The 25,671-nt window shown below is 36.1% G+C and carries 21 protein-coding genes; 15 read left to right on the top strand and 6 right to left on the bottom strand.

The genetic code is table 11. The annotated features are described in order from the left end of the window. Positions 1–155: 155 nt before the first annotated feature. The 3 genes from dptF to dptH are packed head-to-tail and all read left to right on the top strand — an operon-like array spanning position 156 to position 9,181. A complete protein-coding gene (gene dptF / locus M3210_RS16710) occupies positions 156–2,534 on the top strand; it encodes a DNA phosphorothioation-dependent restriction protein DptF (RefSeq protein WP_251516787.1) in 2,379 nt (792 codons plus the stop codon). Then, positions 2,527–3,963: a DNA phosphorothioation-dependent restriction protein DptG gene (dptG, locus tag M3210_RS16705; RefSeq protein WP_251516785.1), complete on the top strand. Its 1,437-nt coding sequence runs from the start codon at positions 2,527–2,529 to the stop codon at positions 3,961–3,963. The genes dptF and dptG overlap by 8 nt, the downstream gene beginning before the upstream one ends. Next, positions 3,944–9,181, top strand: a complete 5,238-nt coding sequence (gene dptH / locus M3210_RS16700; protein ID WP_251516783.1) for a DNA phosphorothioation-dependent restriction protein DptH — start codon at positions 3,944–3,946, stop codon at positions 9,179–9,181. The genes dptG and dptH overlap by 20 nt, the downstream gene beginning before the upstream one ends. 106 nt (positions 9,182–9,287) lie before the next feature. On the opposite strand, the gene M3210_RS16695 is transcribed toward dptH, so the two are convergent. The 4 genes from M3210_RS16695 to M3210_RS16680 all read right to left on the bottom strand — a co-directional run bounded on the left by M3210_RS16695 (position 9,288) and on the right by M3210_RS16680 (position 12,682). Then, a complete protein-coding gene (locus tag M3210_RS16695; RefSeq protein WP_251516781.1) occupies positions 9,288–9,656 on the bottom strand; it encodes a hypothetical protein in 369 nt (122 codons plus the stop codon). Positions 9,657–9,670: 14 nt separating this feature from the next. Continuing rightward, positions 9,671–11,686: a DNA sulfur modification protein DndD gene (gene dndD / locus M3210_RS16690; RefSeq protein ID WP_251516779.1), complete on the bottom strand. Its 2,016-nt coding sequence runs from the start codon at positions 11,684–11,686 to the stop codon at positions 9,671–9,673. Positions 11,687–11,695: 9 nt separating this feature from the next. Beyond that, the gene (locus tag M3210_RS16685) at positions 11,696–11,884 is read right to left on the bottom strand and encodes a DNA modification system-associated small protein (protein ID WP_251516777.1); all 189 of its coding nucleotides are present in this window, start codon (positions 11,882–11,884) and stop codon (positions 11,696–11,698) included. Positions 11,885–12,025: 141 nt separating this feature from the next. Next, positions 12,026–12,682 carry a hypothetical protein gene (locus tag M3210_RS16680; protein WP_251516775.1) on the bottom strand — a complete coding sequence of 219 codons (657 nt, stop codon included), beginning with the start codon at positions 12,680–12,682 and terminating at the stop codon, positions 12,026–12,028. Positions 12,683–12,894: 212 nt separating this feature from the next. On the opposite strand from M3210_RS16680, the gene M3210_RS16675 reads away from it, so the two are divergent. Beyond that, the gene (locus M3210_RS16675) at positions 12,895–13,974 is read left to right on the top strand and encodes an NAD(P)H-dependent flavin oxidoreductase (RefSeq protein WP_251516773.1); all 1,080 of its coding nucleotides are present in this window, start codon (positions 12,895–12,897) and stop codon (positions 13,972–13,974) included. A 45-nt stretch (positions 13,975–14,019) separates the two neighbouring features. On the opposite strand, the gene M3210_RS16670 is transcribed toward M3210_RS16675, so the two are convergent. Continuing rightward, a complete protein-coding gene (locus M3210_RS16670) occupies positions 14,020–14,559 on the bottom strand; it encodes a hypothetical protein (protein WP_251516770.1) in 540 nt (179 codons plus the stop codon). Positions 14,560–14,761: 202 nt separating this feature from the next. On the opposite strand from M3210_RS16670, the gene M3210_RS16665 reads away from it, so the two are divergent. From M3210_RS16665 to M3210_RS16620, 10 genes are all read left to right on the top strand, one after another. Further along, the gene (locus tag M3210_RS16665) at positions 14,762–14,911 is read left to right on the top strand and encodes a hypothetical protein (protein WP_251516769.1); all 150 of its coding nucleotides are present in this window, start codon (positions 14,762–14,764) and stop codon (positions 14,909–14,911) included. Positions 14,912–15,103: 192 nt separating this feature from the next. After that, positions 15,104–15,739: a hypothetical protein gene (locus M3210_RS16660; RefSeq protein WP_251516767.1), complete on the top strand. Its 636-nt coding sequence runs from the start codon at positions 15,104–15,106 to the stop codon at positions 15,737–15,739. 13 nt (positions 15,740–15,752) lie between these two features. After that, on the top strand, positions 15,753–16,466 hold the full coding sequence (locus tag M3210_RS16655; RefSeq protein WP_251516765.1) for an ABC transporter ATP-binding protein: 714 nt from the start codon (positions 15,753–15,755) through the stop codon (positions 16,464–16,466). Further along, the gene (locus tag M3210_RS16650; protein ID WP_251516763.1) at positions 16,435–18,897 is read left to right on the top strand and encodes an FtsX-like permease family protein; all 2,463 of its coding nucleotides are present in this window, start codon (positions 16,435–16,437) and stop codon (positions 18,895–18,897) included. Before M3210_RS16655 ends, M3210_RS16650 begins: the two co-directional genes overlap by 32 nt. A gap of 14 nt (positions 18,898–18,911) precedes the next feature. Then, positions 18,912–19,412, top strand: coding sequence for a PadR family transcriptional regulator (locus M3210_RS16645; protein ID WP_251516761.1), 501 nt, complete (start codon positions 18,912–18,914; stop codon positions 19,410–19,412). Between the two features lie 155 nt (positions 19,413–19,567). Beyond that, positions 19,568–20,266: a response regulator transcription factor gene (locus M3210_RS16640; RefSeq protein WP_251516759.1), complete on the top strand. Its 699-nt coding sequence runs from the start codon at positions 19,568–19,570 to the stop codon at positions 20,264–20,266. Beyond that, complete coding sequence (locus M3210_RS16635; protein ID WP_251516757.1) at positions 20,259–21,659, top strand: sensor histidine kinase; 1,401 nt, start codon at positions 20,259–20,261, stop codon at positions 21,657–21,659. The genes M3210_RS16640 and M3210_RS16635 overlap by 8 nt, the downstream gene beginning before the upstream one ends. Before the next feature lie 100 nt (positions 21,660–21,759). After that, entirely contained in the window at positions 21,760–22,218 is a 459-nt protein-coding gene (locus M3210_RS16630) for a hypothetical protein (protein WP_251516755.1), read from the top strand. Between the two features lie 59 nt (positions 22,219–22,277). After that, positions 22,278–23,399: an ABC transporter permease gene (locus M3210_RS16625; RefSeq protein ID WP_251516753.1), complete on the top strand. Its 1,122-nt coding sequence runs from the start codon at positions 22,278–22,280 to the stop codon at positions 23,397–23,399. Continuing rightward, positions 23,399–24,097 (top strand): ABC transporter ATP-binding protein, encoded by a 699-nt coding sequence (locus tag M3210_RS16620; protein ID WP_251516751.1) that lies wholly within the window; start codon positions 23,399–23,401, stop codon positions 24,095–24,097. The genes M3210_RS16625 and M3210_RS16620 overlap by 1 nt, the downstream gene beginning before the upstream one ends. Before the next feature lie 258 nt (positions 24,098–24,355). Here the strand turns inward: M3210_RS16620 and M3210_RS16615 are convergent, their stop codons facing one another. Beyond that, positions 24,356–24,679 (bottom strand): CHY zinc finger protein, encoded by a 324-nt coding sequence (locus M3210_RS16615; RefSeq protein WP_251516749.1) that lies wholly within the window; start codon positions 24,677–24,679, stop codon positions 24,356–24,358. 358 nt (positions 24,680–25,037) lie between these two features. On the opposite strand from M3210_RS16615, the gene M3210_RS16610 reads away from it, so the two are divergent. Then, the gene (locus M3210_RS16610; protein WP_251516747.1) at positions 25,038–25,190 is read left to right on the top strand and encodes a small acid-soluble spore protein P; all 153 of its coding nucleotides are present in this window, start codon (positions 25,038–25,040) and stop codon (positions 25,188–25,190) included. Positions 25,191–25,671: the final 481 nt, after the last annotated feature.

The following is a 25,671-nucleotide window of genomic DNA, read 5'->3' as shown; positions in this document are numbered from 1 at the left end:
TATAAAATTACACATATATTATTGAGTTTATTCTACCACTTTTTAGTACATAATGGAACCGAAATAACTCGATCTATTAAACTTCTATTTACCTAATAATACTGGCTAAAGTATGGTAAAATGTAAATAATTATAAAAAATCGGGGTTGATAGTCATGAGTAAGTTTGTAGAGTTTTTGAAAACAATGAATACTACTGCTGCTCAGTACGTGCACGAAATGGAGCAAATTATATTTAAAGACCCTAGTAGTGCAATTGTCAAAGGAAGAAAGTTTTTAGAGGTAATTTTAAATGATATAACCAAGTATGAAGATTTAGATGAAGCTTATCCTACTTTTAGCTTATATGAAAAAATATCCTATTTAATTAGAGATCATATAATAGACGGAAGAAAAATTCAAAAATCATTTGATACTGTACGTATAATAGGGAATAAAGCAGCGCATCACAGTGAAACTAATGAATATGCTGATGCTTTTAAGGTCCATAGAGAATTATATAACATTGCAATCTGGTACCATGACTTATATTTCTATACTGATAATAATAGCATAATTCCATTATATGAATCTCCACAACCACAACAACAACCTCAAGGGGACTACCAAGAAATTCAGAGGTTGATGAACGAAGTTAAGAATTTCTTGGGAAGTAAAGTAACCAAAGATATAGAAATAGAGCAACCAGAAAATAGAGTTGAGAAAAAGGCTAAAGTAAATTATGGGGTGAGTCTATCAGACAGAATCGAAGCTGGGAGAAAGAATCAGGATACAAGTATTGAAATAAAAGAAAACAAACCTGATTTATTTAATAAAGACCTCCCAAAAGGAGAAAGTTATTTAATTAGAGAACTAAATAGATTAAAAACATCTTCTAAGGAAGCAGTGGAGAATGCCAACCAATTTAGTCCTTTTAAAGACTATCTTCATGTAGAACGTCCTATACTAAGAGATTTAGAAAGAATGTTGGAGGAAAATGCAAATAAAGAGCATGGAAATCTTATTTTGCTATGCGGAAATGTTGGAGATGGTAAGTCCCATATACTTGCTTATTTAAATAAGAATAGACCTGAACTGGTAAAAAATTATGAGATTTACAATGATGCTACGGAGAGCTTTTCGCCTAATAAAGATGCCTTAGCTACACTAGAGGAATCCTTGAGCGGCTTCTCAGATCAAAATTTAGATTCCCATAAAGGTAATTTTATTCTTGCTATAAATATGGGAGTCTTGCATAACTTTATTTCTAGGAAACATGAAAAGTATACATATAATCGGCTAATTGAGTTTATTAATGAAAGTGAGTTATTCTCACCAAAAATTCAACCAAATTTTACTAAGGACAATTTTAGTTTATTAAGTTTTGGTGATTACAATTCTTATGAACTAACTAATAGAGGGCCGGTGTCTTCTTTCTATAGTGCTTTGTTAAAAAAGATTGTAGATCCATTGGATAGAAATCCATTTTATTTAGCTTTTCAGGAAGATAAAAAAAATGAGCTTCACACAATCATCCATGATAACTATAAGTTGCTGCAAAACGACAGTGTTCAAGAAGCGATTATTCAATTAGTAATTGAAAGTGTGATAAAAGACAAGCTTGTTATTTCTGCAAGAGCTTTTTTAAACCTTATAGCAGATATTTTAATTCCAAATAATTATGAGGGCAATAGCTATCTGTCAGATTTAGAAAAGCTCGAATCAACTTTACCAAATTTATTATTCGGGCATAGTGAACGATCAGATATATTAAGATCTATTTCCAAAATGGATCCTATACATCGCCGTTCAGAAATAACCGATCAGTTAGTTATTGAATTGAATACACTTACTGAGTGGGAATCCGTAGTGAATAATAATGTGGAAGACGAAGTGGCAATTGGTTGGCTAAGTCCTTTCTTTAATCAAGATACATTAACAGGATATTCCTTTGATTTGTTTTTTGAAACCTTTGTGAGGATCATATACTTACTAAATAAAGAGTATGCGGAAAGCATAAAAGATGATAGCTATAAAAAGTATATAGATTACCTATATTATTTTAATAAAGGGAATAAGGCTAAAGTCAGAACTTTTTATGAGGAGTTTAAGAAAGTAATGCTAGCTTGGAGAGGTTCTCCCAAGAAAGAATATATTTATATAAATAAGCCATCAGAAAAATATAGAATAGCTCAAGAACTATTTTTAAGGCCGACCATTGAACACATAGAGTCTAACCCAAATGAAGTACTACAAAGCTTTAAAACAACTATTCTTCTAGCTTATGAAGATCGAAGAAATAAAAACAAGGTTACAATAGATATCGATTATCCGTTATTTAAACTATTAAGTAAAGTAAAAAACGGATATCTTCCAAACAAAACTGATGATGAAAATGCTATACAATTCACAGAGTTTGTCGATAAGGCAATGAAGTTCGGGGATGAGAAAAAAGAGTTATTAGTTTACTTGAAAACTGATAATCGCCTGTATTCTTTTAGAAAAGGTGATTTTGGTTCTTATGTATTCGAAAGGGAGAGTAATTATAGTGGCTGAATTACATAAAGATTATCTCAGCGAGACATTAGGTAAACAAGCCAAACATGATGTTGGAAAGGCTCTAGATTTAGTACCTTTTTTATCTAAAAGAACGAGAAAAATTAGAGGGAACTTTAATAATGTTCTTGGAGAATTCGTTAGGGGAATTTGTAATCTAAAATTAGATTTATCTACACTAGATAAGCCCGAACTCACTTTTTCCCCTGACGAAAATACGGAAGAGGACCAATTTATATGGCATATAGTACAACAAGTAGAGTTTCATAATGAAGATGATAAATACGATTTTGTTCGTTTTTTGAAGGAATATCTTTTTAATAAGGATTCTATCAAGATTATTCATCCTTTTTTATTTAACTATATAAGAGTTGAAAAAAAAGACCAAAATGAGTTCAGTAAATACGGTGAATTCATGAATGACGTACTTATAAGAGACAAGGAAAAATTCCAAGGCATCTTCAAAAATAACGACACAGAAGATATTCTTACAGAGTTAATTATCAATCAAAATGAAATAATAAAAGAATTGAATGTGAAAGAGAGTAAGTATGACTCTTTGTTACAGCCTATTACTAATTTATATGAGGAAGATATTCTCTTTCTAAGTAACTATAAGGATTACTTTCTTAAATCATTTTCTTTATTGACTCATTTCTATGTTTTTATGTATATTTGTCAATTAGTAATTAAGTTTGAAAGTTTTTCAAAGGCTGATTTTGGCACTTTAAATCCTTTATACTTCACACTCGAATGGGAACGTTTGAGTAGAAGACGAAAAGCAGTAGATGATTTAAATAGTTTTAAGTTTATTAAAACCAAGCTAGATCATTTATTCCCGCATATCCATACGCTTTCACAACTGAGTCATAACAAAGCTAACATAAAAGAGAATGAACTTAACTCAACTAAAAATGAAATGAGGGTTCTAACTTATCCTGAGATTAAACAATTAGTAGAAGATGGAAGCTTAGATGAAGAGAAATTTTTATCGGATTTACGTGATTGGATGAGAAAGTACAGTACTATTTTTCATAAAGAATTTAAAGAGGAATATACGCCTCTGTTTCAAAATATAGATCAGGGAATGGAAGAATTATTCAGTTTGGTTAATAAAGGTACAAGTGATGATGTTAGTAAAAAATATGGTGGAAATCTTGAAGATTTAGGCGCTAATCAATTTATTAAGAGTAGGGGTAGTATTGGCCAAGTATTAAATATTACTCACGAGTTCCTAATATTACTCACTGCAGTATCTGTAAAGACATCTAGAATTCCTTTAAATCAGTTATTTGAAGAATTTGAGAAAAGAGGAATTCTTTTAGATCGTTATAGTAAAAGCGAAGTTGTACATGCATTAGATAGATTAAACTTAATTGACAAAAAAAGTGATAGTGGTGATGCACAGTATGTCAAACCAATTTTATAATTATATTGCGAAGCTAATAACTGATTACACTGGGAAGGAAGGATTTCCTGGCGATCGCTTCTATATTCAACTTGATAGTCAATTAGAAGTTGATCAACTCGTGAAAGCTTTATCTAAGGACTCAAGAGTTCAACGTTTTTCTTATCAGCATGAGCAAGGTGATCCGTATGAAACATTTGCTATAGATTTCGATAAACATAAATTAATTATCGCAAACACTTCCTCTACAGTAAAACCAGATTTTTTGGTAACTCTTCGAAATTTGGTCGGTGAGCAAGTAAACGACTTTAAAAATACGTCACTTTTAAGCATTGTTTCGGAACAACTTGACTCAATTGAAGGTGGAAGCAGTAATCTACAAAAAGAAGGTATGCCTTTACATCCAAATTCAATTTTTAATAATTTGGAACAAGAGATAGATGAAAGTAACTTGAGCACAGTTGATAAGGTGATACTTAAGAATAATCTAGGATACCTATTAAGTGGAGAACCGTTTCAACAAGTGACGTTTTTTGATTTTAAAAGTATTTTTTCGACTTTGCAAAAGGGTTATATCGAAGAAGATAAATTTTATGAATTTGGGTTATTTAAAGATAACGATATAGCGAGTTTTCCAAAAAATGAACAAGAGAAAAGACTCGAAAAAAACAGGGAATTTTTTGATCACGTAAAAAGGGTTCATGACTATGGTTTGAATAAGAGCCAGTTAGAGGAAAGATTCTCTGAAGTTGGTGCTAACAACTTAATAAAAGAAGATTGGTATAACACACCATATTCTTTAGTAGATAAATATCATCAAGATTACATTAAAGAAAACAAGGATGTTAAAGTGGTTTTGGATGGAGTTAAAGTAGAACAAGACCTCACGATTTGGGAGAAACCTCTAAATGAAAGAGCAGCTGGAAAGAGAAAAAGACAGATTGTGATTTTCAATCCTCATGACATGCAAGAGATTGATTTAACAATTTCGTTTAACTTTACAGGAAACGTTACTAGTTTAGAAAATCAGTATTTAACAATAGGGAACCAATCTATTAAGCATTTAAATACAGAAGTTAAGAGAAAGAATATTAAAGTAAAGATAAATACATTAAATAAGGACAGTGTGTTTGTTAGATTCAGCTACAAACATAACAAAAAAGCAACTTTGGGAGCAGAGTTTTCAATAGCGATTTTACCAATTGATCCCGAATACATTGATGCTTATAAAACCAGATATATTGTTAATATTAAGCAATCAGCACTTGAATTAAAGTATGATGACGAGCATATTCGTCTTGGTACAGGCTTGGGTCGGAAAAATGTTGAGTTAAATGAATATCATCAAGAAATTGAGATGACGGAAATTGATACTTTAGTATTAAACGCTACACCAGAGGCTTTTAATGATAATGACGAGCTAATCTTCTACTTGAATATTCAAAACAAGAAAATACCATTTTTATTGACGAATGAATTACCTGATTCTACACCTATTTTGGGTCAAAGAATCAGGAAGTTAATTAGAGAAAACGAAAGTAGTATGGAATGGTTAAGAGAAAACAATCGTTTAATCATGGGGAACCAAGAGTTTTACTTCCATTCAGATTATGCTACCTTTTTTGAGTGGGAAGATCTATTTGTTGAAGAAGCAATGAAATTCGCTACTTTTGAAGCTGGTCAATTGTACGCACATGATATCGAGTTAAATGATGAATTAAGAGAGTCTTATAGTCGTTTGATCACATATTTTCAAATTCATAAATCTATCCCAAGTTTATGTACAATAAATGAAGATTTAAAACAGAGAGCTATTGAATATATAGAACAGTACATAAAACAGGTTGAATCCTTTGAAAATGGATTTCCTGCTGGAAAACGTGGGATTGATTTATTTAAACTAGGTACAATTATGGCGAGAGAAAGAATCTATCTCACCCCCTTCCATCCTTTAATGATCGCTTATAAGATAAAGTATTTTGAAGCATTGGGAACAGAAGAACTAGGTAATAATATACTAAACAGATTAAGCCCAGAAGCGTTGTTGCCATTTATTTATGATGAATCTCGAGTTTTATATAAACCTGAATACCAAAACTCTGTACCGGAATGGCTAATTTATAAGCCTGTAAATCAAGTCTCGGTTTCTGATGCAAGTCATTACCTAGCAAAAATAGTTAAAGATAAAATCACTCAATTTCAAACCCATTTCTCCTATCTTTTTATGGAAAAATCACAAGCTCCGTTTAAAATAGGGGTTGTAAATATATCAAATGATTTCGAAGTTATAAGAGGAATCTTAGATTGGATGAAAGATTCACTTGAGAAATCTAATAGTTTAAAACCTGTAGAGATAACATTGTACAAAAATGGGGATCAAGAAAGCTCCCTCGATAAATTAGCAATGATAGAAAATGTTACTGATTTCAAGGACTACTTTAACCTTAATTTAAAAGTGCGAGATTTAGATGAAGATGACGTTTTAAGAATAATAAGAGAAAAAATATCGTTTTATAAAAGTGAAGTAGGAGAGTCGTCCCGCTATGCACATATCACTTTTTACAAAATGGAAGAACAAGAACAAATCGCAATACAACCAATGAAAAATATGCTTTCGGGAATTGCAATGGATGGACTATATTCAAGTGTACCGTCTATGAAAGACGATGAAAATTACCGAAGTGGCTTCGGTATTAAGTCTTATGATATTACACCAGATAATATTCTAACTCGTGTAGCGTATTATACAAATGAGTTAGCTGCTAATTTGCGAAATAGTGGAAATGATAGTTATAGAAAAGGGGAGGCAATTTTTTCTCGGACCACAAATACAGATGAAAAAATTCTACAAGAAGTGTTTGATTCATCCCACTGGGTAACTTTTGTTGACCCATCTATTGACTTAGAGTTTTTCAATAAATTTGATGAGAACTTAGTTGTTATTCACTACAGCGATCAATATTCTTCTACAAGTCGTTATGATGCAATTACAGTTACAAATAAATCTAATCAATATTTTGCGGTTATTAAAGAATTCTTAGAACAAAAAAATATTGATGGAAAAGATGAAAATGTACTGAACGCTGTTAAGGCTTTTAATATGTTTAATGGCGAATGGCTTCTACGAATTATTGGTAGTAAAGGTCATAGTGCAAAAGAAAAGTTGAGCATTATATCAGCAATTAAATATGTGGTTTCCTATTTAGATCATCCAAATATTTTATGGGTACCTATCTCATTAGAAGAGGTGCTACGAGTAGCTGGAGCTGTAAGTTTAAATAAGTCAGATGGTGTTTTCACAGCTAGAAACCTAGGAGTAAAGGGAGTACACAGTGATGATCTTCTCTTGATTGGTCTTGAAACAACTGAAGATGAGGTTTTACTTCACTACTATCCAGTAGAAGTGAAAATCGGGATAAATGCAAACTCCGTTTTAGATAAAGCAAGAACTCAAGTAAACAAAACAAAGAAATTGCTACTAGATTCTTTAACTGGAGAAATGGAGACTACTTTCGAGGGTAAATTTTATCGAAACTTCTTCGTACAACTATTAATTGCCAATGCACGAATGTTGGATCATAACGAATTTTGGACTAGTAAGAATTACGAGCTAGATGATGGTGTAGTGGAAAAATTGCTAAAAGATGACTATAGAATCTCAAACAGATTAGTTCCACTTATTGGTGAAGGCGCAATATTATCCTTCCAAAAAAATGCTTATCATCGTAGTGCAGTAATCGAAGATGGTGTATTACAACTGAATCTTATTGAGTATGATGGCTTTAGTGGATTAATACAATCTGTAGAGAACCTGAGAAATTGGGTACAAGAAGAAACGCATGATTTAATTAAAGAGGACATGTTATCCACTACCTATAATCCAGAGAGCAAAAGCGATAATCAAAAATACAGTGGTAAACAAGATAATGAAGGTGTGAACGAATCTAAGAAAGATATACAGGGCGATAATGGGAATGAGCAAGTTGTAAAACCTGTTATGAATAAGAGAGGAGAAGAGACAGAGAAACAAGAAGAAGTCGAAAAGCCTAAACCAGAAGATAAAAGTATTCAAGAAGCAGCAGTAACGAGTACATCAACTGAAGAAGAGAACAAATATTTAGAAGAAACCAGATTATTACTAGGTACAGCGGAAAACTCTAAACATAATATATATTGGGAGTATGGCCATAAAGGTCTTGCCAATAGGCATCTTCTAATATCAGGAAAATCAGGTCAAGGCAAGACATACTTCATGCAATGCCTATTATTAGAAGCTTCAAAGCAAGGTATTCCAAACGTAGTTATTGATTATACGGAAGGATTTCTGCCTAACCAGTTAGAACCAGCATTTTTGGGTTATCTTGGTGGTAAAATATCTCAAAAAATAGTATATAATGAAAAGTTCCCAATCAATCCTTTTATGAGAAACACACGGGATATAGGCGGGATTGAACTGTTAGAAACAGAAACTGATGTTGCAGAAAGGATTAGAAGTGTATTTTCTGCAGTATATGATCGACTAGGTATCCAGCAATTAAATGCTATTTATGATGCAACATACAGAGGATTAGAGCGGTATGGAGATCAAATGAGTTTAATTAAGCTTAGAGAACTGTTAGAGGAAGATAACTCCTCTTACGCAAAAACGGCGTTATCACAAATCAGACCATTAATTGACAGAAATCCTTTTGATATTAACAATACAATTGACTGGATAGATATTATTGACAGTGATGGAGAAGTCTTTATTATTCAATTGACCGGATTTAATCGTGAAGTCCAGTTGGTAATTACGGAATTTATTCTGTGGGATCTATGGAATTATTCGATCCGTAATGGAGATAAAGATATACCAATCCCAGTAATTATGGATGAGGCACAGAACTTAGACCATCGAGAAAACTCACCATCTGCAAGAATACTCACGGAGGGTAGAAAGTTTGGCTGGTCTGCATGGTATGCTACGCAATTTCTAAAAGCTCAATTAGATGCAGATGAGTTAGCAAGATTGCAAAACTCGTCTCAGAAAATTTATTTTGCCCCACCTGAAGAAGAAATTGGTAATATCGCATCGAGTCTATCTAAAGATACTCAGGAAAGAAAAGAGTGGGAAAGAAAACTTGCGAGTTTAAAGAAAGGCCAGTGTATCGTCCATGGACCTGTTCTTCAACCTAATGGAGAATTATCGACTCCAACAATAAATATTGTTAACATCACTTCATTAGAAGAAAGAATTTAATAAGTGTAGAAAAGATTAAAACCGCATGTTAGGTATTTTCCTTCTAAAGTTAGAGCTAATGAATGTAACTTTAGGGTCGGATAGTGCCATAGCATGCGGTTTTACTTTATAAGATCGCTATTCTCAAGTCTTCCATCGACGTTTTTTCTTGACTAGTCCTTGATAATTCTCTTAAACCTGATTCAATAAATCGGATCATATAATCGTGCAATTCCTGGTTATCGATAGGTTTCTTGGCTTCGTTTTGTATTAAATACTTAAACAGTGTAAAATTATCATCCTTGATTATGTTATCTGGAATAGTCCAGCTCTTACTTCCTTTGTCATATGAGGTACTAGGAGCGCCGCTAGATATTTGAATGCCTTTTGCAAGAGCTACTTGCAGAACGAATGGTCGATCTAATTCTAATTGCTCTGTTAAATCATCAAGCATAGATTTACCTTTCTCGGAAAGAGTCATCTTTCTGTTTGACATATGACATTCACTCCTTATTGCGTTATAAAATCAAAATAGCCATTACGGACAATGGTATATTTTTTCTCTTCATCATAGTCTAAGAGAAATTGCTTATAGGAATTTTCACTCATTAAGTTAATATACTCATCTGTGATTTCTGTATCTGTAGATAAGATAATTACTTGCTCGGAAATATGTTTATAATAATGTTTAATTAAATGATTTCTATGCTGACTGTCCAACCTACCTAAAGGCGTATCTACAACTATTGGCAGTGATAAATCAGATACCTTAGTCAAAGCCCAGATTAGAGAAGAAGAAATCATTTGCATTTCTCCTGCTGAACGGTCTTGTATACTAATTTCTTGAAGCTTGTCATTGTATAATCGAACAGTATAAGTATTAATATCAAACTCTATTTTCCCAAATTCATCTTGCTTTCTAAATAATTTATTTAGTATACTAGAAAATTCCTCTTGAATAAATTGTGCTTTCATTTCTGTCGTTTCATGAATATATTGCTCCATAGCTTTTATTGTCTGTTGTAATAATTGATACTCTCCCTTTATTTCTTCAATGTTTGTACCTTTACTAGATAAACGAGTCAATTGATTTTGGATATCAGTTCTTTCATTTTTATATTTATTAAGATTATGATTGACTGATTTTATTCTTAAGGATAGAGCACCAATTTCTTTTGTAATTGAATCTATTTTATTATTTTCCTCTTCTATGTCCAATGTTTCTGGCGCTTTACGCATTTTTTCTTCAATCTGTTCATTTTCATTTTCTAGTTTTTCAATTTTATTTAATAAACGTATGATAGTATTTTTATCGCTAATTCTATAGTTCAAAAGAAGATGCTGTTCTTTTGAAGATAAGTCATGAATTTCAGTTTCATTTTCTAGACTTGCTATATTGATATTATTTTGTTCTCTCCATATCTCTTTTCCAAACTCACTTATTTGTATTAGTTGATCGGAAGTAAGCGGAGGATTGAATTTTTTACTTAAGAGCTGATTAATAAATTCTTGGTATGGTTTCAAGGCAGATTGTTCAATCAAACGATTTCTTCTAATCTCTTTTTCTAGGTTCAACTGTTTTTTTAGTAATTTTATTTTCTCTCCCAAAATAATTCCAAAGATATTTTCTTTATAAGTTGAGCTCAACTCTTCTTTCGCTAAATTTAGTTCAATTTCTAATTGAGATTGCTTTTTGACTAAAGTTTCACGAGAACTCGAGTTCTGTACAAGCTTTTTATTTCTATTTTCCTTTACTTCCTCAAGTGCGTTAGAAAGTTCCTTGTTTTTACGTAGTAGTTTTGCTTTACGCTCTTCATATTGTTCAATCTGTTGGTCAACTTTGTCGAGATCGGTTTGTAACGCTTGTATTTTTCTATTATCGACAGAGTTTAATAATTTTCGTTGAGTTGACTTTTCCATTTCTTTTAGGTCATTAATTAATTGATTATAAGCTTCCATTCCAGTAATTTTATGTATAGCAGCTTTCATCTCATTGCTATTCTGTCTAAGAATAATCTCTTTTATTTCCTCGCCATCAAATATGAAAAAAGGTGCAGCGTGGTATGGAATAATTCTATCAATATACTTGTTATAAGCTTCTATATTCTGGATATTAGCATGTTTTTTAGCTCTAACACCCGGTCGAGATATTAATAATTCCCTTTCTTCTAAGTTGAGCTTCTTAGAGTCCTTGTCAAAATACCATTTTACTTTTAAAGTCCATTCTTCACCGGCATCAGTTTCTATAATAAGTGAAACAGAACTCTGTCTACCTCCTTCATTAAAAAAGGTATTGTTAATTATGCTAGAAAATAACCTTTCATGTTCCTGTTCCGACATTCCCCTTTTACCAAATAATACATATAAGATTGCTTTTAAAACGGTTGTTTTACCAGCACCATTTAACCCACCTATTAAAATAATATTCTTACCGTTTTCTCTTTCATCTTTTGGAATATAAAGGTCAATTTCCTGCTGTCCATAGAAAGTTTTATAATTAGAAAATATTATCTTTTTAAGTAACATTAATATCACCTAGTCTCTATTTTTATCATGAAAACTTATTAAATCTTGATATTCTTTTCTTCTTGCAGTGGAAGTTTGATTCTCGTAGGTAAATTTCTTTGCAGTCTGAAGTAACGTTTTCATTAACTTTAGAGGTAAATCGTGTTGTTTGGATACTCTTACTAATATTTCAATTTCTCTTCTTTCAATTTTATTCATTATTATCACCTATATTTTTTGACTTCATAGATATATTTTACTACAAAATAATTAATATAACTAGGTCTTATGATTGGAAAATAGAATTAAAGATTATAATATACTATTTTTTCTAAGTGATGAGTATCTTGAGGTGGTTATTCAATCATCCCACCACGTCTCCATATCAATCAACCAATGACTCCTTAGCGTAATAGCCCGCTCCAATGCAGCCAATGTACCACCAACCACCAGCGTCATGTTCAACCAATCCGATAGAACAATCGGCGACTCAAACGTTCCAAATCTATCTGATATAAAGTCAATTTGAGAAATTAATGCGACAAGTTGGGGAAGGCCGAGTACTAAGGAAACTAATAAGATAATAATAGCGGCAATACCTATCAACTTACTTATACCAGGAAAACGCTGATCAAATTTCATCCGTAAGCCTTCCATTGATCGGGGATGGGGTGCCAGCTGTTGTTCGGTCCCGTCAGCGGTGACATAATGCATTCGTTTCAGCCCAAATGTCGTCGTGGCAACTTCAATATAGCCATCTGCAACGGGGAAAGTTGCTGGAAGGTTTGAGGTGGCATGATGCTTGCCGTTGAGGTATAATTCCGTCGTTTCATCTTCGTTGAAATAGTCGACGTTCACTGCATAAACGTTTTCGATGTCTTCTTCAACAATCCTCATATAAAACACCGAACGGGTGAAAATTTCCCACCAGCGGTACTCTTTCAGTGGATGGCCGTCTCCAGGTTTAACTTTATTAATTGCTCGTTTTCTTTTCCAATGACGATACTTACGAAGCATCGTTTTTCCACTCCTTTAAAATTCACAACTACTTATGTAATAGGTAATAGTATTACGGAAAAACGGTGAAATATGTTTCATTATTCCTGCTTAGGTAGGGATAAAACATGGGTTGAAACAATGATGTTCGGTCTGCTGCCGATTCTAAAGGAGGATTAGCACATATTTTGTTGAAATACATAATAAGGCAGGTTAAGGAAAAGGAGTATCTTATGCTAAAAAATAAAATGACAGAGCTATTGCAAATCCAATATCCGATTATACAGGCGCCTATGGCGGGAGGAATCACTACTTCGGAATTAGTGGCTGAGGTTTCAAATGCTGGAGGTCTAGGATCGATTGGGGCGGGCTATATGACCCCTGTCCAAATCCGTGAGCAAATAATAGAGATTAAACAATTAACGTCGAATCCTTTTAGTATCAATCTATTTGTTCCTAATGAATTCTTTGTTATCCAAGATGAGATTGATTCAGCTAACCAAGTATTACAGCCTTTACGTGATGAATTAGGTATACGAGATGAAGATCGCATGGAAATTCCGCAATTTGAAGATGAATTAGATACATTCCATGAACAGATCAAGGTAGTAATCGAAGAAAAGGTACCTGTTTGTTCATTCACTTTCGGTATTCCTTCCGCTGAAGTGATTGGAGAGTTAAAGCAGCACAACATTATTTTAATGGGAACAGCTACTACGGTAGAAGAGGCGATTGAAGTTGAAAAAGCAGGAATGGATATCGTCATCGTTCAAGGCAGTGAGGCTGGGGGACATCGGGGAAGCTTTCTTCTTCATGCTCAAGAAAGTTTAATTGGTTTAATGTCGCTCATTCCGCAGACAGTTGACCAAGTAAATATTCCTGTTGTTGCTGCTGGAGGGATTATGGATGGCAGAGGATTAATGGCCTCTGTTTGTTTAGGTGCAAGTGGTGTCCAAATGGGGACAGCATTTTTAACAACTTCGGAAAGCGGGGCTCCGGCTATCCAAAAGGAAGAAATACTATATGCTCACGAAGACCAAACCGTATTAACGCGGGCTTTTTCAGGGAAATGGGCAAGAGGAATAAAAAATAAATACATTTCAGAGATGCAGCAGCATGAAGCAACATTACCGGAGTTTCCCGTTCAAAATGCTTTAACAAAAGGAATTAGAAGTGCTTCTTCCTCACAAAAAAATCCGGATTTTATGTCTCTTTGGTCTGGTCAGAGTCCAAGGTTAGCTGAAAAGCAAACTGTGAGCAAGTTAATAAAGAAAATGATAGCAGAAGCGAAACATTTGAAAGAAACGTTATAAAATTAAATCCGTTGATTGCCGCAGAGTGCAGTTCATGCTCTGCGGTTAGCTCTGTCGCTTGATGAATTCCAAAGGCAATTTTTTATTTAATTTATAAAATAGATTTTGAAAATGGCTGATATCATCCGGATTCTTCTTTTCAAAATCAACATCACGAATGACCGCTGAATACTCGCTGAAATCTTGTTCGCTTTCTTTAAGACTAAATTCTATCTGTAACGATTCGTTTTCATTCTCAAATTGAAGAGTGAGAACATCGCCGTTTAATTCATATGTCCCATCACCGTCTTGGATGGATGGTGTGGCTGCTTCCCCGTCTGAAAACTCTACTGTCATGAGTGAGTCATATCCATTCGGATCATCATTTCGTGCATCTGGTGTTGGATAGGAGATGTTAAAGGTGCTTCCTGACAATTCGTCAGTGGCTGTCTGAGCATAGTGATTATTGAATAACGGGATTGCTACTAGCAAAAGAAGAAAAACGGAAGCAAGATAATATTTACGTTTTGAGGATTTCTCGATCTTGGCGCCTTCATTCTTATGAACTTTACTGCCCATCTTTCTATTTTTCTTGAATGTTTTCATGCGTATCATCCCCTTTTTAGATTCTTTCTCCTCTTACTTTACTAACGAATGAAAAGTAAAAAGGTTACAGTTATTTTCGGAAAATTTCATTTCTTGAAGTAAATACCTCCGGATGTATGATTCCAAGTGTATTTTTGCATACCTCAAAAGAAATTGGACAGTAATAATAATGAATTAAATTTAGTTAGGTGAGGTGAATAACATGAAGTTCAAAAAAATCTTCGGAAGTGCTTTTGTAGCGATTCTCTCTACGGGATTATTGTTCGGATGTGGTACAGCAAATGATGAACAAGAACCTGATCCGACCGAAGAACCTTCTGAACAAATGGAAGATAGGCAAGATAATCAATAAGAAGCTGCATTTTTTACTTAAAGGATTGTTATAGAAAAAAGGATTTGTTTTCATGACAAATCCTTTTTTTATTGGTTAAAAGATGAATTTTCCATCAACCAAAATAAAAATGGCAATATCCTATTGACATATATACTCGGTATCTATATACTCAGTAAATAGTTACTCAGTATATAAAAAGGTGGAAAGCGTATGAATTTTTTATTGGATTACCAATGGGAGATATTTATCCTTGCTGAAATACTGTCCATCGTCTCCTTATTGCTGTTTGGTGTTGTTCGTTATTTATTCAGAAAGAGAAAAATGAGCCTCCTCTTCTTGTTCCTCTTCCTAGTTCTGCTCATTTTAGAAGCTGCACTTGCCCTCGTGATTTATCGTGAAACCGGTGAGATTTCTACATTTCAAATTGTGATTATGATTTTCGTCGTTTACGCATGTACTTTCGGAATAAATGATTTTAAAAAGCTCGACCGCTGGATGAAGATGAAAATTGGCCAGTGGCGTGGAGTTGATTTGCTGACAGAGAAGGACAGAAGGATTATGGCGAGGCAAAAAGATCCGAAATATATTGCCAAAGTGAATCGCTATAGCGCGATGATCCATCTGCTCATTTTTGTTGTTGCGCAGGCTGTCTTCTGGAGTTATGGATTGAATGGTTTCAATGAAGCGATGAACTATGTTTCCGATTTATCGTGGATTGGCACAGAAAATTATTTGGATACACCTTATCCAAATGATGTGATTTATGGAATCTCCATGATTTGGGGACTCGTCTTTATCATTGATTTTATCTACTCATGGTCTTACACGATTTTTCCATCAAAATAAAGAGGTGAATAACATGATTAACGTTTCAGGCTTAACAAAGGAGTACAAAACCGGGAAGGAAGTTGTACCTGTTTTAAAAGGGGTTGACCTCTCGATTGAAGAGGGGGAGTTTGTTTGTATTATCGGTCCAAGTGGTTCTGGTAAAACAACTCTGTTGCATTTGCTCGGTGGTTTGGACACTGCAAATTCAGGAAGTATTTATTTGAAGAATACAGACCTTACATCGAAAACGGAAAAAGAACGGACGATATTAAGGCGGAAAGAAATTGGCCTTGTGTTTCAGAACTATCAACTGCTTCCGACGCTCACCGTATACGAGAATATCGTTTTTCCGATGCATGCGGATGGAAAGAATGTGTCAGCAACCGATGTCGAGAATCTGTTGAAGGCAGTAGACTTGGCAGGCTATGAAAATCGTTTTCCCTATGAATTAAGTGGTGGACAGCAACAGCGGGTGGCGATTGCCCGGTCGCTGATCCACAAGCCGTCCCTTTTACTGGCAGATGAGCCAACCGGGAACTTGGATAGAAAGCGTAGTGGAGATATTTTGGATTTATTGGCGAAGTTCCATTATGAGCAAAAGCAAACCATCGTCATGGTTACACATGATATGTTTGCGGCAGGATATGCAGATCGGATTATATTGTTTAAAGATGGAGTAATTGAAGCGGAAGTGAAGAGGGAGGATGACGACTATGCTAAGTTCTTGGCGCGTTTCATGGCGTAACCTGACTCGGCATAAGAAACGTTTCCTTTTCACCTTGATTGCCCTCACGCTAGGCGTCACGGTCATGACGAGTATGCTGATTGCAAAATATACCTTCTCCAACATGATGGATGAGCAGGAGCAGTTATATGCAGGAGAAGCAGATTTTTGGATCCAGAGCAATGAAGGATTTTTCGATGAAACTGAAATTGCCTGGCTGGAGGGGCGGGAAGAAATCGACGAAGGTGTCACTGCTTTAGTGAAACAAGGACTGGTTGAGCTCGAGACGGACGTCCCTGCCCAGCGCACGGTACGATTTACAGGACTCTCGGATTTCCGGTCAAATATTGTTCCGTTACCTGTCAAAGCTGGCGATACGACTGAAGAAGGTTTGGTTATAACGGAAAACGCCGCAGAGCTCTGGGGAAAAGAAGTAGGGGACACAGTCACTTTCGAAGATATTGGTACGCTTGAAGTTACTGCAATCGTATATGAGGGTCCGATGTTGAACAGTCCACAGACATTTGATGCAGCTTTCTATCAAGACTTTCGAGTGATGGTGCCGTTAGAAACCCTCCAATTGGAAAGTGGACTTGAAAATCAAATATCGAATTTCCGGTTCAGTGTCGAGGAAGGCGCCGATCATCAGGAATTACTGACTGCTTATGAAAATGAATTCGAAGGAACCTCTCTATTTGTTCAGCCGATTGTAGTAGACAATCAGCAAAACAATGACATAGACAGTATCTATTATGTCTTTGACCTCATTGCCATATTAGCTGTTTTCATCAGTGCGTTTATCGCTTTTAACATGATTCATACAAGCATCGTGGAGAGGAAACGGGAAATCGGAATCATGAAAAGTCTCGGTTACACCGATGGCAATGTCATTCGCCTGCTTGCACAGGAAATCAGTATCCTTGCAATTTTAGGAACGGTGTTTGGTGTCAGCCTCGGTGCTTGGTTAGGGAATGCCATTCAGGAAGTATTAATAACAGCCATCGCTACGCAAAATATTGAGTATGATGTCGTATTTTTCAGTCCGATTATCACTTCCATCATCATCGGCTTCCTATTTCCTTTTGTCGCTGCTTCACTACCGGTGTACAAAGCAGGAAAGGTTCCTATATTAGAAGCAATGTTTGAGAAGGATCCGTCCATCCGAATTGATCGGTTGAGTAAAATTCGAATCGTGCTAGGTATCGTCTTTACAGGGATTGGTCTCATTGATAATGTATGGGCATTTCTCTCTTTATTTATCGGACTCGTCCTGTTGTTCCCATTATGGATGAGGTTGCTGCAGTTGATTATTGGCCCGTTGTTATCCCTGTTGTTCGGCTTTTCAGGGAAGCAAGCGGCGAACTCCATCAAGCAGTTTTTAAGGAGAAATGCTAATACGGCTGCCATGCTTGCTATCGGGGTAAGCTTAGCTTTATTCATGAGTGCGGCATTACAAGATTTGCCTAAAGGAATGGAAGACGAGGTTCAACAGACCTTTGGGGGAGATATTCATGTGGAGAAAGAAACCCCGTGGTCAGAGGAAGAACTACATGCTCTGGAAGAAATTCCTGGGGTAGAAACGGTTTATTCTGCATATGAAATTCCGAATGTCACTTGGTATACGAGCAACGATGAGCTTAGGGAATTTTCCATCATGTCCTATTCGGAAACGACCCTACAGCAGTTTTCAATTGAGGAAGAGACGACAGATTCCAGTGAACTCCCAGAAATTTATTTAGGGAATCGTGCTTTAGCGGAAGCAGGCGTGGAGGTAGGTGATGTTTGGACACTTCAAACACCGGCAGGAGCGCAGGATGTTTTCATCAAAGGACGTGTGCTCACCTCCCATTATTCCAATTATGTTGCTTTTGCTGAAGAAAGCACGATAAAGGATAGGTTGAACTGGCCATTTAGTTATAAAGTGATGATGGATGTGGCAAGTGAGGGAGATGTCCCAACTATCCTCGCAGTAGTTTGGGAACAGTTTGGTGCATCTATTTCAGGTGTAAATACATTGCCGCTAACAATTGAAAAGACAACTGGCGGAGTGAAGGGTATTGATGATTTGTTTCAGTTTCTACTCTTACTCATTATCGGAATAGCTGCAGTAGGGATAAGTAATACGTTATTTATGAATACGATGGAGCGAGTAAAGGAAATAGGAACGATACGGGCGCTTGGTTTTACAAAAGGGCAAGTGAGATTTATGATTATTGCAGAGGGTCTGTTTATTGGTATTGCAGGGGTAGTGGTTGGAACAGCTTATGGAATTCTAGTCATCTATTTGAATTCCATCTCTGCAGATGCTCAAGGACTATTGGATTTCGCCATTCCTTGGGTCAGCCTGATCCTTGCCATTGCAGGTGGTATCCTATTTACACTTCTCGCTTCCTGGTTACCTAGTTACACTGCATCACGAATTTCCGTCAAAGAGGCGATTCAATATGAGTAAATGGGGATATTGATATGTCAGTTAAACATTCATTACTTGCTCTAATCTATGAGAAACCAAGACATGGCTATGAATTGAAAACCGGATTTGAATCTTTAGTTGAAGGGTTATGGCCGCTAAATGCCGGTCAAGTCTACACGACACTCGACCGGCTGGAGCGGGATTCTTTTGTAGAATCACCAGGTCATGATAAAAAGGACCGGAAACTATATACGATCACACAGGCGGGCAAAGAAGAACTCTGGTCCTGGCTCAATGAGCCCGTTGGAAGATCGTTGTTCAAAGAGGAATTTTATATTAAATTTCTTTGTGCAAGTCACGTATCGTATGATAACAAGAAAACGATGATCCGAAATCAAAAGGAAACGATATTAAAGGATATATTGCATCTTACCCAATTAAGAAAACAAATGTCCCTATCCGGAAATGATACGATGAAACTATTGATTGAAGGGGCTTTGCTGCATTTAGAGGCCGATATGAAGTGGTTGGAACGGATAGAGGAAGAGTTGTAGTATATCATCATAACGAAGAATGAGCTGTTTATACAGCTCATTTTTTAATGAGTTTTGGGCGCTTGCTGTACCATGCAAGTGCCCAGAGTTTAATGTATGATTTATTAACATCACGTTCATATTACTCAGAGATAATAGACAAGAGGGGTGATGACATGAAGCGACCGATAAAAGTTTTAATCATAGAAGATGATTCGAATATTGTGGAGTTAATCCAGTTGTATATGGATAAAATCGGTTTTTCCTCTATTTCTGCTTCCGATGGAGAAGAAGGGTTGGAGTTATTTTATAATGAATCCCCTGACTGTATCCTTCTAGATATTATGCTGCCTAAAATGAATGGTTGGGAAGTTTGTAAGGAAATTCGATTGATAGATAAACAAGTTCCGATCATCATGTTGACTGGCAAAGGGGAAACGTATGATATTATCCAAGGATTGGACATTGGAGCGGATGACTATGTTGTTAAACCATTTGATCCGAATGAATTAACCGCGCGTATCAAAACTGTATTACGGCGAACGATACTGTCGGATAGTGAAAAGGACGAGCTACATTTTGATAACATCGTTATAAATATGAAAGAATACCGTGTGTTAATCAATGAGAAACAAGTATTGATGGCGCCGAAAGAAATGGAATTGTTTTATTACTTGGCAATGAACCCGAATCAAGTGCTGACAAGGCAACAGTTATTGGACCGTGTATGGGGCTATGAGTTTGATGGAGATCCGCGTACCGTCGATGTCCATATAAAACGAATCCGGGATAAGCTGGCTGCGCATCAAGCGGATTGGTCTGTAGCTACTATTCGAGGAGTCGGTTATCGGTTTGAGGTGAAATCTTTTGCTTAAGAAAAACTCAATCTTTTCCAGGATGTTTCTCAGCTATTCATTCATTATTGTTATTTCCTTTTTATTCTTTATTGCTGTCTTTTTTTATTTATTTCACTTGAATTTCTACAAAGAATTTGAAGATATCTATCAACATCAATATGAACAGGTTGAAAATCAGCTGCAAAATCAACAGCGATTCAATTGGAGTGACAGTGAAACGGCTGAAATATTTGCCCAATCCCTTAATCAGCCAGACTATCTTATTTATCTCGTCGATGAAACAGGCGAGCAGATTTATGGTCCCGGTTTAACAGAAGCTTCTCCATTTATACCAATTCCCGAAGATATTTTGGAACAAGTCATTGCAGGAGAAAAAGTGTCCGAGGGAGGGTTTGTGGATGGAGAACTTCGTTATACGATTGCGAGCACGCTCCATACGAATATAGATGATGTGGAGCGGCCAATTATGGTGATGATTTTTCATGAATTACACCATGAATATAAACAAATCATTTTCATGATTCTTTTTACATTCATCATTGGAATTCTGTTTGCAGGGATTATTTTATGGTTTATGTCAATAAGAATCTCTGCCCCATTGAGAGAAATGAGCGAGATTGCAAGGCACTATGCGACTGGTGACTTTTCGAAGTCTGTACAATATGAGTTAAACGATGAAATTGGTCAGTTGGCGAAATCTTTTACGTATATGGCTGATGAACTAAACCATTTAGAAAAGACTCGACGGCAATTCATCTCAAACGTCTCTCATGAATTACGTTCCCCATTAACATCTATAAAGGGGTTTATCATTGCTTTGATGGATGGGACAATTCCAGCCCATAAACAAGCGCATTATTATGGACTGATGAAAGATGAGACAGAACGGATGATTAAGCTTGTAAATGATACGTTGGATATGAACCAGTTGGAAGAAGGTCACCAAAAGCTTTTCCGGACGGATTATAACTTAACGGAACAAATCAATGCCATCATTCATAAGTTTGAACCACACTGCAAGGAAAAGCAATTGGAAATTCGTTTTCACTCTAACCAAGATTACGTAGTTAATGCAGATAAAGAACGAATGGAACAGGTACTTGTTAATCTCATTCATAATGCTATTCAGTTTTCAAATATGTATGAGCGCATTGATATCAAGTTGATCAGGGAAGGACGTCATGTCCGCGTGCTGATAAAGGATTATGGAATCGGCATGGAAGAGAAACAATTAGATCTGATTTGGAGAAGGTTTTACAAGGTGGACGAGGCTCGTTCAAGTAAAACCGGAGCAGGGCTTGGATTGGCAATTGTTAAATCTATTTTAGACCTGCATGAAACGGAAGTCGAAGTCGAGACAAAACCAGGAGAAGGGACGGCCTTTTCTTTTAAGCTTCCGTTAAGCTATTAATTTAATTACATTCTAAGCGGGAGGAAAGGTTTGTTAACATGTTGTTCATATTCGATTGCTACGATAAATCCAGGTAAACAATGTAGAAAGGATGTAAACGATGTATTCTTTAAGTTATATTCTCCACATTACTGGAGTTGCAATCTGGGTAGGTTCATTTTTGGCGCTGGGCTATCTTTTACGAGGTATTGCCAAGAATGAAAGAGTATTAACAAACTTTGCTCCCGTTATCAAGCGAATTCAAAAATGGGTAATGTGGGGAGTTCTTCCTAGCTTAACATTAATACTGTTATCTGGGGTTTATATGATTTTACAGTTTAATCGGGAATCGATGCCGCTCTATCTTACCATCATGGAACAAGGCGGTACAATGATCATCCTGTTAACGATTATTTTTGTGTCCATTTATAGTGTGAGGTTGACTAGAAAACTGGAAGGTATTCCTTTAAAGAAAGAGAAAACACTTGTTGGACTTACAAAAATGTATGCCAACTACCTATTAATCTCTACTCTATTAGGCATAGGTATTGTTATTATTGTTGGATTGCGGTTGAGCTGATGAAGCTGGATTAAAAATTTGTAGATTACGAGTTACCATTACAACATAGAGGTGAAATTATGTTTCTTGCATTAAGAGAATTTAAGCATGCCAAATTACGTTTTATCATGATTGGCATGATTTTAGTATTAATATCTTGGCTTGTTTTTATATTATCAGGTCTCGGAAATGGTTTGTCTTCCCTAAGTGCCGCGACGTTTAAAAACATGGATGCTGATTTTGTTGTTTTTGAAGAAGGCTCCCGCCATTCCATGTTAAGATCGGTCATTTCAGAGGATTTATCTGAAGAGCTTATGGAACAGGAACATGTGAACGACGCTGCACCAATGGGTTCCCAAACGGCAGTAATTCTTAAAGAGGATGCCACTTCAGATGATGGAAAAATTGATGCCTCCCTTTTAGGAATCAATCCTGGTACATTTTTAGAACCTGAAGTCATTGAAGGACAAGCCCTGACTGAGGGTAAAGATCAGGAAGTTATTGTAAATGATGTATTAAAAAATGAAGGCATTAAACTTGGGGATACGCTTGAAATTGAAGGTACAGATAAAGTCATTAAAGTTGTCGGGTTTGTAGAAAATGAATCTTTTAACCATTTGCCGGCTATTTTTATGACCATGGACGCTTGGCGCGACATTCATTTTGCTGCACCTGGTTCTGATATGGGCGTAAGCAATCCAGTTAATGCCATTATGCTTCAAGGTAATGAAATTATTCCGGAAGAAGTCGATCAAGCAATACAAGGGATAGAAACAGCAACGAAACAAGAAGCCATCAATGGAATTCCAGGCTATACAGCTGAAAATGGAACGATTATGATGATGCTCGGTTTTCTTTTAGCGATATCCGCATTTGTGATTACTGTTTTCTTCTATGTGATGACATTACAAAAATCAAATCAATTTGGAATTATGAAGGCTATTGGAGCAAGTGATGGTTTTCTTGGACGAGCAGTGGTTTCCCAAATATTCCTGCTTGCTGTCGTAAGTATTGGATTGGGAATATTACTGACTTATGGAACGGCGGCAATTTTCCCAGAAGGGATGCCTTTTGAACTGAACCCTACTCTCGTAATCAGTTATGCACTCGTATTGCTTGTCGTGTCAGTACTAAGCTCACTTCTGTCCGTACGGAAAATAACGAAAATTGATCCACTGCAAGCAATAGGGAGGGTTGAATAATGAAAGGAATTAAGTTTGAAAAAGTATCTAAACATTATCAAGAAGGAGATAGAAAGTTCACAGCTCTGAATAATGTCTCCATTTCAGTCCAACCTGGAGAATTCGTTGCGGTGATCGGTCCATCTGGTTCTGGAAAGAGTACATTCTTATCCATTGCAGGTGCGCTTCTGCAGCCTTCGGAAGGTAATGTGACGATTAATGGGACTAGTCTAGCGAATCTTAAGCCAAAAGAGCTTGCGAAACTACGTCTGGAACAAATCGGCTTTATCCTGCAAACATCGAATCTTGTCCCTTACTTGACCGTGCTTGACCAACTTCTAGTCGTTAAGAAAATGAAGGGCTCCATTACGGAGGAAGATAAACGATTTGCAAAAGAGTTGCTGACAGAAGTAGGTTTAGGTGATAAATTAAAAAAATATCCTGATCAGCTTTCAGGCGGAGAACGTCAACGGACAGCAATTGCTCGGGCGTTAATGAATGATCCGGATATTATTCTTGCCGACGAACCTACAGCAAGTCTTGATACACAGCGTGCCTTTGAAATCGTGGAGTTATTGTCTACTGGATTGAAAGCACGAAACAAGGCAGCGATTATGGTTACACATGATGAACGTTTATTAAAATATTGTGATAAAGTATATCAAATGATTGACGGAGAACTTAAATTGCTTGAAGAAGCACAGTCCGCAGTTCGCTAATGATAAAATTCAGTACCTTCATGTCTATAATGGATGGGTTGGAAGACATATTAAACTAAATGAACAAACTGTTGTACTAGCTTATCGTTTTGATGTATCAATATAATTATTCAATAGTTCATGCTCCCTTTAGTAGAATCTACTTTAGGGAGTTTTTTTGGAAGTCACCAGATTCTCTATATAAGCTGCAGAAGGGCTGAGATATAATAGTCTATGACCACCAATACGTCTGCTTCGGTTTATCGTCAGCGCTGCCTGTTATTTAGTCTGTAGTTCAAAATAAATTGGGTAATGCGCAGTACATCCCGCATTGAAGGAAGCCTGGCAGTTTGGGCAGCTTGTGGTACGCATGTATTGGTGAATCGTCAACTTTGTGTGACAGCGGCCGCAAAGGATGGCCGATTCGTCAAACTGCTGTTCAGGCCAAGGTTTGATGCGGTGATCCGCATGCTCTTCATGGCATTTGTAGCAAGGATAATAGCGATTGCAGCATTTAAATTTAATAGCAATAATATCTTTTTCTGAATGATAATGTGTACAACGTGTCTCGTCGTCCACAATAGACCCATAAATTTTCATCAACAAACTCCTTATCTAAATAATAGCCTGTTCACTGTAACAAACATTTTCTACCGATAAAGTTGTTATTTAGAAAACATTCATCAACAATCTCTGAACAAGAAAGATTACTGCTATGGATGACCCGCCTAGTATAGTATGTTTGGAGATCTCTATCATTACCCATTAAACAAGAAATCGACTATTTCAATATCTTCACTTCCATTTTAATTACGATTACAGAACTAAAAGTTTCATTAACATTTTCTTGAAAAAGCCTGCTGTCGTGACAATCTCAATTTGAACAACACTTTACAATCCTCTTTAGAATAACCAACCCAATTTTATCAAAAGATACTCCTAGAAGGAAGGAGGGGTAGCCATGGCACCGAGACCTAAAGGACCGAAACAAAAGAAAAACCCGGATATTCCACAAAGCCCGGACCAACCATACGGCGAGCCGATGCAAGGTTCCAAAAAAGTTAAAACAGCAAATCACTCGAGACAAAACCGCAACCCGGGTCACGGGTTGTAATCTCTCGGTTAAAACATTCCTTGTAGCATAGAGCAACAGGGAATGTTTTTTATTTTCGTTTTTATCTGGAATTAAGTAGCTCTCTGCATGAAGATAGTGAGAAAGAATGTGCTCATGACGATAGAGTGCTTCTTAGTGCATGAAGGCAGAGGAGAAAAGTGTGTTCATGACGCTAGAAGGCTTCTCAGAACACGAAGCAAGAAAGAAATTGTGCGTTCATGATGTTAGTGTGTTTCTCAGTGCAAGAATACAAAGAAAAAAAGTTCGTTCATGATGTTAGAGCGCTTCTCAGAACACGAATGCAGAGAAAAATTGGTCGTTCGTGATGTTAGAGTGCTTCTCAGTGCACGAATGCAGTCAAGTCCATAATTCTGTGTAAAAGCATATTTTCGACCAGTAGTAATATTATTTGAAACCATAGTGTGAGAGCAGCCACAGCTTTGCTGCTTGCCATTGACTGTAGTGCCCGATTCTTAGTATT

This window comes from Oceanobacillus luteolus (assembly GCF_023715655.1).
GTDB classification, from domain to species: Bacteria; Bacillota; Bacilli; order Bacillales; family Amphibacillaceae; genus Oceanobacillus; species Oceanobacillus luteolus.
Note: the sequence above shows the minus strand (reverse complement) of the source record. Positions and strands in the feature narration are given on the sequence as shown.